General features: G+C 70.6%; 13 protein-coding genes. 9 read left to right on the forward strand and 4 right to left on the reverse strand.

The annotated features are described in order from the left end of the window. Nucleotides 1–19 precede the first annotated feature (19 nt). The 4 genes from ACWEVN_RS09440 to ACWEVN_RS09455 are packed head-to-tail and all read left to right on the forward strand — an operon-like array spanning nt 20 to nt 4957. Nucleotides 20–1519, forward strand: coding sequence for a hypothetical protein (locus ACWEVN_RS09440; RefSeq protein ID WP_452050891.1), 1500 nt, complete (start codon nt 20–22; stop codon nt 1517–1519). Between the two features lie 30 nt (nt 1520–1549). Further along, nucleotides 1550–3445 (forward strand): hypothetical protein, encoded by a 1896-nt coding sequence (locus tag ACWEVN_RS09445; RefSeq protein ID WP_449684592.1) that lies wholly within the window; start codon nt 1550–1552, stop codon nt 3443–3445. 1 nt (nt 3446) lies between these two features. Continuing rightward, entirely contained in the window at nt 3447–3707 is a 261-nt protein-coding gene (locus ACWEVN_RS09450) for a hypothetical protein (protein WP_449684593.1), read from the forward strand. After that, nucleotides 3704–4957, forward strand: a complete 1254-nt coding sequence (locus tag ACWEVN_RS09455; RefSeq protein WP_449684594.1) for a CHAT domain-containing protein — start codon at nt 3704–3706, stop codon at nt 4955–4957. The genes ACWEVN_RS09450 and ACWEVN_RS09455 overlap by 4 nt, the downstream gene beginning before the upstream one ends. Nucleotides 4958–4962: 5 nt before the next feature. Here the strand turns inward: ACWEVN_RS09455 and ACWEVN_RS09460 are convergent, their stop codons facing one another. Together ACWEVN_RS09460 and ACWEVN_RS09465 are read right to left on the reverse strand one after the other, a co-directional pair. Further along, nucleotides 4963–6099 (reverse strand): hypothetical protein, encoded by a 1137-nt coding sequence (locus ACWEVN_RS09460; protein WP_452050892.1) that lies wholly within the window; start codon nt 6097–6099, stop codon nt 4963–4965. After that, the gene (locus ACWEVN_RS09465) at nt 6096–6881 is read right to left on the reverse strand and encodes an SMODS-associated NUDIX domain-containing protein (protein WP_449684596.1); all 786 of its coding nucleotides are present in this window, start codon (nt 6879–6881) and stop codon (nt 6096–6098) included. The genes ACWEVN_RS09460 and ACWEVN_RS09465 overlap by 4 nt, the downstream gene beginning before the upstream one ends. A gap of 15 nt (nt 6882–6896) precedes the next feature. On the opposite strand from ACWEVN_RS09465, the gene ACWEVN_RS09470 reads away from it, so the two are divergent. The 3 genes from ACWEVN_RS09470 to ACWEVN_RS09480 all read left to right on the forward strand — a co-directional run bounded on the left by ACWEVN_RS09470 (nt 6897) and on the right by ACWEVN_RS09480 (nt 8974). Further along, entirely contained in the window at nt 6897–7718 is an 822-nt protein-coding gene (locus tag ACWEVN_RS09470; protein ID WP_452050893.1) for a hypothetical protein, read from the forward strand. Nucleotides 7719–7841: 123 nt separating this feature from the next. After that, entirely contained in the window at nt 7842–8603 is a 762-nt protein-coding gene (locus ACWEVN_RS09475; protein WP_452050894.1) for an FHA domain-containing protein, read from the forward strand. Next, on the forward strand, nt 8603–8974 hold the full coding sequence (locus tag ACWEVN_RS09480; RefSeq protein WP_452050895.1) for a hypothetical protein: 372 nt from the start codon (nt 8603–8605) through the stop codon (nt 8972–8974). Before ACWEVN_RS09475 ends, ACWEVN_RS09480 begins: the two co-directional genes overlap by 1 nt. On the opposite strand, the gene ACWEVN_RS09485 is transcribed toward ACWEVN_RS09480, so the two are convergent. Both ACWEVN_RS09485 and ACWEVN_RS09490 read right to left on the reverse strand, forming a co-directional pair. Beyond that, on the reverse strand, nt 8971–10284 hold the full coding sequence (locus tag ACWEVN_RS09485; protein WP_452050896.1) for an MFS transporter: 1314 nt from the start codon (nt 10282–10284) through the stop codon (nt 8971–8973). The genes ACWEVN_RS09480 and ACWEVN_RS09485 overlap by 4 nt on opposite strands. 141 nt (nt 10285–10425) lie before the next feature. Then, a complete protein-coding gene (locus tag ACWEVN_RS09490) occupies nt 10426–11070 on the reverse strand; it encodes a TetR/AcrR family transcriptional regulator (RefSeq protein ID WP_452050897.1) in 645 nt (214 codons plus the stop codon). Between the two features lie 116 nt (nt 11071–11186). Between ACWEVN_RS09490 and ACWEVN_RS09495 the strand changes: the two genes are divergently transcribed. Together ACWEVN_RS09495 and ACWEVN_RS09500 are read left to right on the forward strand one after the other, a co-directional pair. Continuing rightward, nucleotides 11187–12035 (forward strand): shikimate dehydrogenase, encoded by an 849-nt coding sequence (locus tag ACWEVN_RS09495; RefSeq protein WP_452050898.1) that lies wholly within the window; start codon nt 11187–11189, stop codon nt 12033–12035. Next, on the forward strand, nt 12025–13107 hold a 1083-nt coding region (locus tag ACWEVN_RS09500; RefSeq protein ID WP_452050899.1), incomplete at its 3' end, for a TIM barrel protein. The genes ACWEVN_RS09495 and ACWEVN_RS09500, both read left to right, overlap by 11 nt.

Genomic DNA, 13107 nt, shown 5'->3' on the forward strand with positions numbered 1-13107 from the left:
GTCGTCCGAAAGAGTGCACATGCCGAAGCCTCGCGACCTGTTCCGCCGGAAGTTCCGCTCCCTGTTCAGCGTGCTCGCGACGGGCCGCGCCGGCCCGTCCGCCGGCGACCGGTTGTTCGCGAGAGCACACCCGGAGCACGTCACGGTGACCGAGTGCCATCACTACGAGCAGGAGATCTCCCGGAATCCGTCGATCGACCGCGTCGGAGCGCCGACCGGGCGGATCGAGATCGTCGTGCCGTTCGACGGGGCCGACCACTTCACCCGTCAGGCCTGTGCCGATGTGGCACCCACAGTCGAAGCCGGGGGAAAGGACCCGCGGAACGCGGTGATCGGTCACCTGGCTTTCACCGGGCACCAGCACACGGATCTGGGAGCGGTGCTGGGCCTGGACGACAGCTACGGCGCCCTGCCGATCGAGATACCGATCGTCGGACGCGACGCCCCCGGCGGCCGGCACGAGCTGCGCCGGGATCGCCAAGCCGGCGTGATCTGGCACGAATACCGGCCCGATCCGGGGCTGCTCGAGGTGTACCCGGTGAAGGTCCAAATCGACCTGCTCGACCCGGATACGCTCGGGGGCGCGATCACGACCCAGGATGCGCCGGACCTGGTCCACGTTTCGCAGCAGCCGAACTTCCGGCCCTTCCTCTGGCTCCGGGTCCGGGTCGCGCTGACCATCCCCTGGCGGAGTGACCGGCCCGAGCCGTCCCCGGTCATCAACCGGATCTCTCTCGATTGGCCCACGATCACGTCCCTGCACGTCTTGAAGGTCGAAGAGCCGGACGCGGCCGGTGGCGAGCGCCCCATCACGTACAACCCGGTGGCCCGGACCATCGAGTGGCGGGACGTGCCCATGCGGGCGAACGACCAGCGGCGGGACGACGAGCTGCGGTTCATCAGTGACGCCATGGTCGTCTCGATCCGCCAGCCCGGAGAACTGTACCGGCAGCCGAGCCTCGACGGCGCGGTCGAGATCGAAATCCCGGACTACCTGCTCTCGGGCATGCGGACCCGGCTTTTCGACTGCGCCGGCCGGTTGGTCGACGACCGTCTCCGGGAGCGCAGCAAGCTGACCTCGCGGGTCCACGTGATCTTGGGCGAGGCTTTCGCCCGGCGAAAGCTCATGCCTCATCAGCACCTCCACTTCGACGAGGTCATTCCGGAGCAGGGCCGCATCGCCGACATCGAGAACGCGCTCGCCGACCGGGGATTCGACGTCACGTTCCGGGAGATGTCCGAGCCGGGTGGCGCGAGCCGGTGGCACGGCCGGGCCAAGCGGGCCGAGGGGCCGGAGACGATGAACCTGATCATCCTCGTGGAGGGAAGCCACCACGAGACCGAGCGCACGGTGCACAAGCCGGGTGGCCATTCCTACACCAGCAAGCTGCCCAGCGGGGAGCTGAAGGTGTTCATGTACGGCGAGCTGCCGCGGGCCAGCCGTGCGGTGACGCGCGAGATGAACGCGCTGCACGCCGCGGTCCGCGACCGGTTCGACCGGATCCGGGCACTGCGGTGAAACCCGGGACTCGACGAGGAGTGCCACCGAATGCCCTATGAACTCCGCGAACGGGCGCCCCGCGTCCGCTGCCACAGCTGCGGTTCGGTCAAGATCGCCGCGGTCTGCCACCACTGCGGCCGGCCCCTGTGCCGGCGGCACGTTCGCAAACCGGCGGTCACGAGTGAATTCGAGGGATTGGGACTGCGCCGGATCCAGCCACATCACTGCGCTGCCCACGACCACGTCGTGCGGGCGTCACTCCGGCAGATGTACTACGTGGTGGGTGGTATCGCGGCGGCGGGTTCGCTGCTGCTGTTCGTGCTCCCGCTCGCCGGAGTCGTCCTCGTGCTCGGAAGTGTCGGCGCTGCCGGTCTGATCCGGTACGTGGATCGGCGCCGCGATCGAGCCGCGCTGCTGGCCCGGCCTTCGCTGCCGGTCGTGCCCAGTATCGACTCGGTCGAAGTACGGGAAGTCCTCCGTGGTGAACTGGTCCTCGACGTGGACGGCACCTACCGGACGTCGGTGACGCCGGTCAACGGTCACATCCAAGTCGAGATGACCTTCGGTCGCCCGGACCAGGACCGGTTGCGTGAGTACTGCAAGAAGTTCCGGCTGGAAAGCCGCGAGGGCGTGCCGTTCTCGGCGGGCTTCCTGGTGCTTCGCGGACCGGTCGGACTCGAGTTCACCGACCGGGTCGGCGGTCCGGTCGTCCCGCTGGCCGGCCTGGTGGGGACGCAGCGGTTCCTGACTTCCCAGGACGTACCGGTGAGCGCCAAGTGGCAGGTACGGCTGGGACACCGCGTCACGGGGGTGCCGGGCCGGAGCGAGATCCCGTTGTGGCTCACCCCGGCGCTCATGCCGGAGTCCGACCAGCGCACCCTTCAGCTGGACCTGCAGTGGCTGGGCAACTGGCCCTCAGCGGAGTCGGGTCTCGATGCCGACCGCGTCGAACGACTGACGCTCTACGTACCGGCCGCGTGGGGGAACGTCGAATACGTCGAGGGCGCGACGGTCGGCGGCCGGGTCGATCCGGACAGCGGACGCCGGCTCATCGAGTGGAAACAGCTTCCCCTGGACCAGGACAAACGCCGGTTGACGCTCGCCGCCCACTTCGAGGAGCAGATCAGACTGACCGATGTGATCAAGGGATCGCTGGTCGTCTCGTTCCGCGGGGCGCTCTCCGGGCTGGAAGGGGTGGACCTGTTCGAGCCGCTCGGCGGACGACGGCGCGGCGGCCGGTACACCGACGTCAAGACCGAAGTCACCGCGGATGTCGAACTGAGCCTGAACGGCGTCCGTTACCAGGACATCCGGGTCGTCCCGGATCCCCGCAAGGACGACCCGGTACGGATCCCCGAAACGCACGAGTTCCCCGGCGTGATCCCGGATCACGACACGCTCATTGCCCTCACCGACGCGATGAGCGCGGACGGGTACTACGTCAAGCGGGTCATCGAGAGCCCGCCGCGGGATCGCGGCCGCGCCGACCTCGTCAACCGGGCCTGGGACGTCGCCGGCCGCCGTTACTTCGGCGTCTACCCGGTCGACTTCCACCTCGTGCTGACCGGTGAGGAGGTCTACGGCAGCGACATCCGCGCGGAAGCCGGCAACACCAAGGTGCGGTTGTACGTCAAAGGCGCATTCGCGAGCAAGGAAATGGAGGACGAGATCGAGTCCGTTTGGTACGGGTTGCAGGGCATCATCTCGGAGACCCTCCAGCAGCGCAGGGCGAGCCGGCCGCCCGACGAGCACCGCATCGGAACGGGGCAGCCGGCGTCGGACGCGCGGATTCGACAATTGAACCAGCGGCGCGAGAGATTCGAGGACGCGTTGCTGGAGCGGCAGATTTCCGAAGACGCCTGCCGGGACTTCATCGCCCGCATCGATCGCGACATCGCCGACCTGGCCGACGGCTATGGCGGTAAGCAGAGCTGGGAGGGGTGAAATGGCGTGGAAGTGCAGTGACTGCGACGCCGAAGAAGACAGCGCGGGAAAGGTCGTGGTCGACGCTGTCTGCCATCACTGCGGGAAACCGCTTTGCCGGTTGCACCAGCAGGCCGTGCTCGACGACGCCTTCGCAGTGGACACCTCCGCGGCGATGGACTCCATCGGCCTGATCCCGGTGGACCGGATCGCCGTCCACTGTGAAAGCTGCCGCCGGGACCACCACCCCCGGGCCGCGCTCATGAACGGGAGGCCGCGATGATCCGCGCCGAAATCACCACCGACGGCCTCTACGCCGGCCAGGACTCGAACATCGTCGTGCACCTGCGCAACGACGGTCCGCGGATGTGCACGAACATCCACTTCGCCCTGCGGCTGCCCGCCCAGATCCCGGCCCTGCGAGGCAACAAGGAGTTCTCGGTGCCCCGGCTCGACGCCGGTACCGAGTGGACGACGACGGTCAAGGTCCGGCCGCTGCGCGCGGGGCCGTGGACGGCGACCAGCACGAACTTCTCCTTCCGCGACGAAGTCGGCAACGGTCACCGGATCACCGACTTCGCGGCGGTGCTCGAAGTTTCGGAGGCCGTGGTGCAGCCGCCCGAGGAACCGCCGAAGTTCGAGATCGAACTGTCGACCGTGCGCGTTGCCTGCGGGGAGTGGGACGCCATCAAGGGTGAGATCGTCAATACCGGAGCCACGGCCATCACCTGGGGCCGACTCGGCCTCCAGGGGCCGTTTTCGGTCGACCCGAAGGGAGTCGCCGTCTCACTCGGCCACCTCCCGCCCGCGGAGCGGGAACCGTTCGAATTCCACGTTCTGGCCAGGGAACCGGGGCGGGCCGTACCCGTCCACCTCACGGCGGAGTGCGCGAACGGGGCCGGCGGCCGGGTCGAGCGCGGGGTCCGGCGAACGGTCGCCGTGGGGCACGTCGGCCAGCAACGGTCCGGTAGCGTGGAGATCCTCTACCTCGCGGCGAACCCGACGGACACCGAGCGGATCAGGTGGGACGCCGAACTTCGGGACGTGCGGGAAGCGCTCCGGATGGGCGAGCACCGGGAGCGGTTCGTGCTTCACGAACGCGGTGCCTTGCGAGTGCGGGACCTGACGCAGGCTCTCCTGGACTTCTCGCCGCGGATCGTCCACTTTTCGGGGCACGGCAGCGACGACGGGCAGTTCCTCGCCGAGGCCGCGGGCGGTGAAGGGCGGCTGCTCTCGGTGCCGGGTCTGGCCGCCTTGTTCGAAGAAGTCTCCGACACCGTCGAGTGCGTGATCGTCAACGCTTGTCACAGCGCACGGCTGGCCGAAGCCCTCGCCCAGCACGTCGGCTACGTCATCGGCATGCGCAGCTGGCTCGGTGACCGCTCGGCGACGGACTTCAGCGTGGGGTTCTACCAGGCGCTGGCCGCGGGCTTGGCGATCGAGCCCGCGTTCCGGATGGCCAGGGCCGCACTGGCGATGGGCGACGAACGCCTCCACGGGCGGAACGTCCCGGTGCTGTACCGCGGCCCATGAGCGGGTCACGACCGTGGTGCATGCACCCAGGCTCGTTCGGCGAAACCCTTGTCGGGAAGGACTGCGTCGACCGGCTCGAACTCCGCCGGATCGAGCTCGCCTCCGGTGGCCGCGATGACGTCCCTGAAGACCACGTCCGCGACGATCAGCGCAAAATCGGCCGAGCGGTCCCGGGCGAGCCGGCTGCGCAGCGGCGCGCAGTCGAGCAGCCGGTGCACGGCGATGGTCGCGGTGCCGACCCAGCCGTTCACGCCCGGGGCGACGTGGCCTCGGTGCAGCGCGACCCGCAGCCGCAGCCGTGCCCGGTCGCTCAGGTCCGCGTTGGCGGTGGCCAGCGCGGACCGGACGCCCTCGACGAGCCGAGGGATGACGACCGTTTCGTCCAGCCCGGTCGGCAGGATCGCGAACTGGCCGTCGCCGGAAGGTTGGAGGTCGACCTCACGTTCCGTGATTCCGGCAGCCCGCCTCGCTTCGGCCAGGACCCCCACGAGCCGTTCCTGCGTCCGCGCGGCTTCACTGGTGGTGAGCCGGCCGTAGGCGACAGTGTCGGCAGCCATGCACAGGCGCACAGCCGGCTTCCGGTGGCTGACCGGGTGCGGCGGTGGCGGCGGGTGCCGTGCCCACCCGGCCGGCAGCGCGACGGCGAACTGAACCGGATCGATGCCGGCGTGAAGCCGTCGGCGATGCCAAGCCGGGCGCAGGATGGTGCTGTCGAAGCGGTTGACTCCGGCGAGCTCTGCGTGGTCCTGCGGAACCCAGAGGGTAGCCCGGACTTCGCCGGTCCGGGGCGCCGCGGTCACGCCGACCGGATCGCCGACCAGCCAGCCGCACCCTTGCGGCAGGTCGGAAACGACCATGTCCGTGACGGGCTCGGCGGTCACGCCCGACAGCGCGTGGATGCGCACCCGGGGATCGGAGAATTCGGCGATCAGATACGTGGCGGCGATCCTGGCGCGGCCGGCGACAGGTTCCAGTGCGTACCGCTGGCGGAACTCCACCAGCCCCATGCCGTCGGGCATCTCGTCGGCCAGCTCGTCTGGCGTCGCGTGGTGCGCTGTCGGCAAGTCGAGCCGAACTTCGCCGAGGGCACGTTTTCGCGAGGGGGTGCGGAGCTCGGCGACGCGCCGTGCGGAGGCGGTCATCGCAGCGCCGGCAGGTCCGGGGCGAGCCGCGACGGACCCGCGAGGAGCGCGGTCTGCGGGGCGATCAGAGCTCGACCGAGGCGGCCGTGGGTGATGTCGGCCAAACCGGCCAGCAGGACGCCCGGATATGCGTCGTCTTCTCCGGCTTCGGTCAGGTGCCGGCTCAGACGCCGGGCGGCGGAATTGGTCATCGCCAACGCGCGAACGTCGAATCCGCGCACTTGCCGGTAATTTTTTCCGGGTACGGCCAGCGGACCCTCGCGCACTGAGCGCACGGAGGTGAAGTCCAATTCCGAAACCACGTCGTCCCATCCGTCGACGCCGACCTCGGCGAGCTCTTCGCGCAGTTCGCGACGTAAGCACTCGTCGGCGGTCTCGCGGTACGCCCCGGAGGCGAACCAGGTCCGGAACCGGCGCAGCGCGCGGGCCGGGAGAGTGCCGCGCAGGTCCGCTTTCAGTTTGCGGTGTGGGGATCCGGTGCGCTCCGCCTGGAATCCGAGCTCGTCCAGGATCCGGGCGGCCGGGGGAAAGAACTTGATCACCCCGCCCGGTGGTCCGTAGGCGCCCGGGCGTTTGGGGGCGTCGAACAGCACGAAACGGTCGTCATCGACGATGCGGAGCAGGACGCTGAACGAGATCCGGACCTGATCCCGGCGGCCGGACAGGAATGCGGACGAAGGTTTCACGATCACAGCCCTCTCGTCGTCCGGAATCGTAACCACGTGATCGTAACAGCTCCCGCCGAAACATCGACTGATCAGTGGTTTGCCCGGCTTGTCCAAGGAAGGAGAATGGTCGTGGGACTCTTCGGAGGCGGAGAATCGTTGTCGGAGGACTTCCGTGCCGCGTTGGCCGATGACGCGTCGCACCACCGCCGGATGGTCGCCAAGGGCGAGCAGGACATCCGGTTGTACCTCGAGGACGGTGAGACCGTCCGGCTGATCGCTGTGGAGGACTTCACGGCGACGCACACCCTCGTGGTGACCGACCGCCGTTTGCTTGTCACGCGGAAGGGTGGCCGGGTGCTGGATCGCACGGTCGTGCCGGAGGAGATCCGGGACGTCGACGTGCGCCCGAGCGGCACGGGGTCGTTCCACCTCGTGGTCGAGGGTCCGGGGACCGTGGTCAAGTTCCAGCGCCCCGGCGTCGCATACTCGGTCGGGGAGGCGATCGAGAAGCTGGCCCGGCGCCGCCCGCCGGTGGGACTCCCCTCGGAGCTCGCGACGGCGGGTGGCCGGGCCGTCCCGATCCTGTACCCCGGCTTCTACCTGGACCTGCTGACCGAGACGGGCGTCCCGGCGACGCCGGAGAACGTCGTCAACTTGATCGAGCGGGTGTTCGTGATGGTGATGGGGAAAGCCGACGAGTACTTCGGGCAGCTCGGGGACCACGATGCGGCTCGGCGGTTCCACGACCGGTTCGACGGTGGTGGCCCGGAGGACCGGGTCCTGAACTCCGTGGACGACATGGTCGACTGGCTGTGGGACTGGAATCCCCGCTGCCACGGGCCGCTGACGCACCTGTTCCCCCGGATCCAGGCGCTCCTGCTGGAGCCGCACAGCTTCCTCCGGACCGGGAACGGCCGGGTGCCGTCGTGGGCCGAGTACCAGGAAGGCTGAAAGCGTCGGATTCGAGTTCCGGCCCCGAAGGTCTGAACGGGTTCACCCGTTCGCCTTATATCCCCCGGCCGCCGCGCGGCTCTTCCTTGAGAGGCAGGGAGCCGTGCGGCGGGAGGAGAGCCGATGGCCGGGGCGAGGATCGAGACGGTCGGCGGGTCCGGGGTGCGCCTGGTGGTGCGCCGGGGCTCGTGGCTGGTGGGGCGCGGGCCCGACGCGGACCTGCGGTTGCCCTCGGACCAGGTTTCGCTGCGGCACGCCTGGATCCGCCAGGACGCGCGCGGCACCTGGGTGGCCGACGCCGGGTCGCGGAACGGGACCTGGGTCAACGGGCGGCGGCTGGCACCGCGGCAGGACCACCCGCTCCGCCACGGTGACCGGCTCGAGTTCGGCCCGGTCGCCGCGGTCTACTCCGAGGGGGACGGCGGTGGGCAGCAGACGCGGAGCTGGCAGCGGTCGTCCGGCGGGGTCTCGTTCGGCGACGTGTCCGCGGGGACCATCAACAACGCCGGGCGCGATGTCAACAACAGCTACGACAACCGCCAGCACCACAAATACGAGTTCAGCACCCCCGAGGGACAGCTGATCTCGGAACTGGCCACCGGGCGGGGCGCCGGCCGCGCGGTCATGGTGCTCGGGTTGCTCATGGTGCTGGCCGGGTTTGCGATCTGGGCGTCGGTGATCTTCCGGTTCGTCAAGGCGGGGTCCGATTCGGTCTCGTCCGGGTCGTTCGACGCGCCGCCGCCGCTGCTCGGCCCGGAGGTCTTCGACGGCGTGCCGCTCGGGGCGATCGGCTTCGCGCTCTTCGGGCTCGGCGGGGTGGTGGCGATGATCGGGCTGGTCATGGCCAAGGCGGCGCGCGAGCGGCGCCGGAACAGGAGGCGGTAGTGGACGGCATCCACTTCCACGGCGACGTCCGGGCCGGGACGGTCAACAACGCCGTCCACGGCGACATCAACACCGCCCACGGTGGACATCAGCAGATCCACCGGGGCCTCGACGCGCGGCAGGTCGCGTCGCTGGTGCGGTCGGTCCGCGCGGAACTCGACGCGGCCCGGCTGCCGCCGGCCACGAAGGACGCCGTGCACGACGCCCTCGACGAGGTCGACCGGGACGTCGTGCACGGCGGAACCGGCGTGGGCGCGAAGGTGCGCCGGGCCCGGGATCTGCTCCGGGACGCCGGCGGCCTCGCGACCGCCGGCGCCGGGTTGTGGACCGCGGTGCGGGCTCTCGCCGCCGCGGCCGGCGTCCCCTTCTAACCGTCCACAGCGGACGCGACCACAGTGGACGGTGCCGCGGGCGCGACGCCGCCCAGCTGCGCGGTCGGCACCCGGTAGGTCTCCCGGGCCGTCGCCGCGGCCAGTGCCGCGACCACGCACACCGCCGCGGTGAAGATCGCGACGCCGAGCCAGTCCTCCTTGCCGGACCCGATCGCCGCCACGACGCTGGGCGCGAACCCGGCCACCGCGAAGCCGATCTGGGTGCCGATCGCCATGCCGGACAGGCGGACCCGCGCGCTGAACATCTCGCCGTACAGCGACGGCCAGACGCCGTTGATCCCGGAGTACGCCACCCCGAACAGCACGATGCCGAGGACGAACAGCAGCGCGTACGAGCCGATCGAAATCGACCACAGATACGGGAAGATCAGCACACCGCAGGCCAGGCAGCCGGTGATGAACACCGGTTTGCGCCCGACCCGGTCGGCGAGCCCGGCCAGCAGCGGGATCGCCGCCAGTGCGACGACGTTCGCGAGCACGCCGACCCAGAGCATCGGGGTGCGGGACAGGCCGATCGTGTTGACCGCGTAGCTCAGCGCGTAGACAGTGAAGATGGTGCTGACCGAGGCGATCGTGGCCGCGACGACCACCCGCAGCACGTCCGCCCAGTGGTGCCGGAACAGCAGTGCGACCGGCAGTTTCGCGACCTCGGTGCGTTCGAACACCGGCGTCTCGTCGAGCTTGCGCCGGATCACGAAGCCGACGACCACGACGAGCGCGCTGCCCCAGAACGGCAGCCGCCAGCCCCAGGTCAGCAGATCCTCCTGGGGGAGTGCGGCGACCGGCAGGAAGATCGCGGTGGCCAGGATCTGGCCGGCCTGCGTGCCGCTCAAGGTGAAGCTGGTGAAGTAGGCGCGCCGGTGTTCGGGGGCGTGCTCCAGGGACATCGAATTCGCGCCGGCCTGCTCGCCGGCCGCGGAAAGGCCTTGCAGCAGCCGGAGAACGACCAGCAGCACCGGGGCGAGCACGCCGACACTCGCGTACGTCGGCAGGCAGCCGACGCAGAACGTCGCGAAGCCCATGAGCAGCAGGGTGAAGACGAGCACGCGCTTGCGGCCGAACCGGTCGCCGACGTGGCCGAGGACGAACGCGCCGACCGGCCGGGCGAGGTAGCCGACGCCGAAGGTGGCCAGGGCCAGGAGGGTGCCGGTGGCGGGGGAGGAGGCGGGGAAGAACACCTTGCCGAACACGAGCGCGGCGGCGGTGCCGTAGATGAAGAAGTCGTAGTACTCGAGCGCGCTGCCGATCCAGGCGGCCAGCGCCGCCTTGCGGGGCATCGATCCGGTCACGGGGAGGTGCTCCTGACGTCCGTGCTTCGTTGCTCAGACTGCGGCGGGAAGCAATGTACGGTCTAGTTAGTTAATAAAGAGTGCGAGACCGGGGCGCCGGGTGTCAAGAGATCCTTTTTTCCCTGGTGGGCGGCTGGGGGCTCAGCGAGCCGTCAGGTACTCGATCAGCAAGTCGCCCAGCATGGTGCGGTAGTGGTCGCGGCGGGCCGGGTCCAGCATGTCGCGGCCGAAGATCGCCTGGAACGTGTGGCGGTTCGCCAGCCGGAAGACGCAGAACGAGCTGATCACCATGTGCACGTCGAGCGCGTCGACGTCCTCCCGGAACAGGCCGGCCGCCCGGCCGCGCTCGAGGATCCGGGTGATCCCGCCGAGCGCCGGGTCGGCCAGGCCGGCCAGGATCTCCGACTGCGACAGGTGCTCCGCGTGGTGGATGTTCTCGATGCTGACCAGCCGGATGAAGTCCGGGTTCGCCTCGTGGTGGTCGAAGGTCAGCGCGGCCAGCTGCCGCAGGGCGTCCTCCGGCTCGAGGTGCTCGACGTCGAGTTGCTGCTCCAGCGCCCGGAGCGCGGAGTACGCGCGCTCCAGTACGGCGATGTAGAGCCCTTCCTTGCCGCCGAAGTAGTAGTAGATCATCCGCTTGGTGGTGCTGGTGCGGGCGGCGATCTCGTCGACCCGGGCGCCGGTGTAGCCCTTGTCCGCGAACTCGCGCGTGGCCACGGTGAGGATGTCGGCGCGGGTCCGCTCCTTGTCCCGCTGGCGCTCGGCCTCCGACGATGGTGCGGCCACCGGGCTCCTTCCCGCGCAGGTCGACGGGCCCCACTCTAGCCCAGCCCTTCCGCCCGGCCGCACGCCGCGCTACCGTGAACGGACTAGTTCGTACATTAATGGCCGGAGGGCGCCGCGTGACCAGCTACCTGATCGGACTCGTCGGCACGGGCATCGGGCCGTCCGCCAGCCCGGCCCTGCACGAACGCGAGGCCGACGAGCTCGGCCTCCGCTACGTCTACCGGCTGCTGGACCTCGACGTCCTGCGCCGCCCGGTCGCCGACGTCCTCGCCGCCGCCCGGCTCGCCGGGTTCGACGGCCTCAACGTCACCCACCCGGCCAAACAAGCCGTGCTGCCGCACCTCGACGAGCTCTCGCCGGAGGCCGGAGCCCTCGGCGCGGTCAACACCGTCGTCTTCCGGAACCACCGCGCGATCGGCCACAACACCGACGCCACCGGGTTCGCCCGCAGCCTCACCCGCGGCCTGCCCGACGCCCCGCTGGACGACGTCGTCCTGCTCGGTGCCGGGGGAGCGGGCGCCGCGGTCGCGCACGCCCTCCTCTCCCTCGGCACCGGCCGGCTCACCGTCCACGACGTCGACGGCGACCGGAGCGCCCGCCTGGCCGGGGCGCTCGAGCGGCGGTTCGGCCCCGGCCGCGCGCGAACCGGCGACCTGACCGCGCTCGAAGGCGCCGACGGTCTCGTGCACGCCACCCCGACCGGGATGGCGGCCCACCCGGGCTCGCCGGTGCCGGCCGAGCTGCTGCACCCGGGGCTGTGGGTCGCCGACATCGTCTACCGACCCCTGGAGACCGCGCTGCTGGCCGCCGCGCGGGCCCGCGGCTGCCGGGTGCTGCACGGCGGCGGCATGGTCGTGCTCCAGGCCGCCGAATCGTTCCGGCTGTTCACCGGCGCGGAACCCGACCCGGCACGGATGCTGCGCCACTTCGACGCCCTGGAAGGGAAGGCCGCCCGTGCCGCCTGAACCGCGCACCGCCATCGCCACCGTCTGCCTGTCCGGCACCCTGGAGGACAAGCTCGCCGCGGCCGCGGCGGCCGGGTTCGACGGCGTCGAGCTGTTCGAGAACGACCTGCTGGTCTCCCCGTCGAGCCCGGCCGAAATCCGCCGGCGGTGCGCCGACCTCGGCCTTTCGGTCGACCTCTACCAGCCGTTCCGTGACTTCGAAGCCGTCCCGCCGCCGCAGCACGCGGCCAACCTGCGCCGGGCCGCGCGCAAGTTCGACGTCATGGCCGAGCTCGGTGCCGGCACGATCCTGGCCTGCTCGTCGGTCTCGCCGGAGGCGATCGACGACGACGAACTGGCCGCGGAGCAGCTGCACGCGCTGGCGGAGCTGGCCGGTACGCGCGGCCTGCGGGTCGCCTACGAAGCCCTGGCCTGGGGCCGGCACGTCAGCGGGTACGAGCACGCCTGGCGCATCGTCCGCCGCGCCGCGCACCCCGCGCTCGGCGTCTGCCTGGACAGCTTCCACATCCTGTCGAAGGGCCACGACCCGGCGCCGATCCGCGCGATCCCCGGCGACAAGATCTTCTTCCTCCAGCTCGCCGACGCGCCGAAGCTGCCGATGGACGTCCTGCCGTGGAGCCGCCACCACCGGCTCTTCCCCGGCCAGGGCGACTTCGACCTCACCGCGTTCACCGGGCACGTCCTCGCCACGGGCTACCGCGGGCCGCTGTCCCTGGAAGTCTTCAACGACGTCTTCCGCCAGGCCGACCCGCGTCCGGCCGCGGTCGACGCGCTGCGCTCGCTGCTGGCCTTGAAGGAATCCCTCGGCGTGCGGGAGCTGCCGGCCGCGCCCGCGCTGACCGGCCACGCGTTCGCCGAGGTCGTCACCGACCCGGGCGCGGGCCGGATCCTGGCGTCGCTCGGGTTCGCCCGCACCGGCGTCCACCGGACCAAGCCGGTCGAGCTGTGGGAGCAGGGCGACGCGCGGGTGGTGGTCAACGAAGGCGGCGCGGCCCACGGTGCCGTCGGGGCGGTCGCGCTGGCGAGCACCGACCCGGCCCGCTCCGCCCGCCGGGCCGAGGCAGATCGGAAG

This window comes from Amycolatopsis sp. NPDC003861 (assembly GCF_053605405.1).

Excerpts from the sequence above, each read along its gene's own strand:
- ACWEVN_RS09440 (WP_452050891.1), top strand. The coding sequence starts at position 20 with ATGCCGAAGCCTCGCGACCTGTTCCGCCGGAAGTTCCGCTCCCTGTTC.
- ACWEVN_RS09445 (WP_449684592.1), top strand. The coding sequence starts at position 1,550 with ATGCCCTATGAACTCCGCGAACGGGCGCCCCGCGTCCGCTGCCACAGC.
- ACWEVN_RS09450 (WP_449684593.1), top strand. The coding sequence starts at position 3,447 with ATGGCGTGGAAGTGCAGTGACTGCGACGCCGAAGAAGACAGCGCGGGA.
- ACWEVN_RS09455 (WP_449684594.1), top strand. The coding sequence starts at position 3,704 with ATGATCCGCGCCGAAATCACCACCGACGGCCTCTACGCCGGCCAGGAC.
- ACWEVN_RS09460 (WP_452050892.1), bottom strand. The coding sequence starts at position 6,099 with ATGACCGCCTCCGCACGGCGCGTCGCCGAGCTCCGCACCCCCTCGCGA.
- ACWEVN_RS09475 (WP_452050894.1), top strand. The coding sequence starts at position 7,842 with ATGGCCGGGGCGAGGATCGAGACGGTCGGCGGGTCCGGGGTGCGCCTG.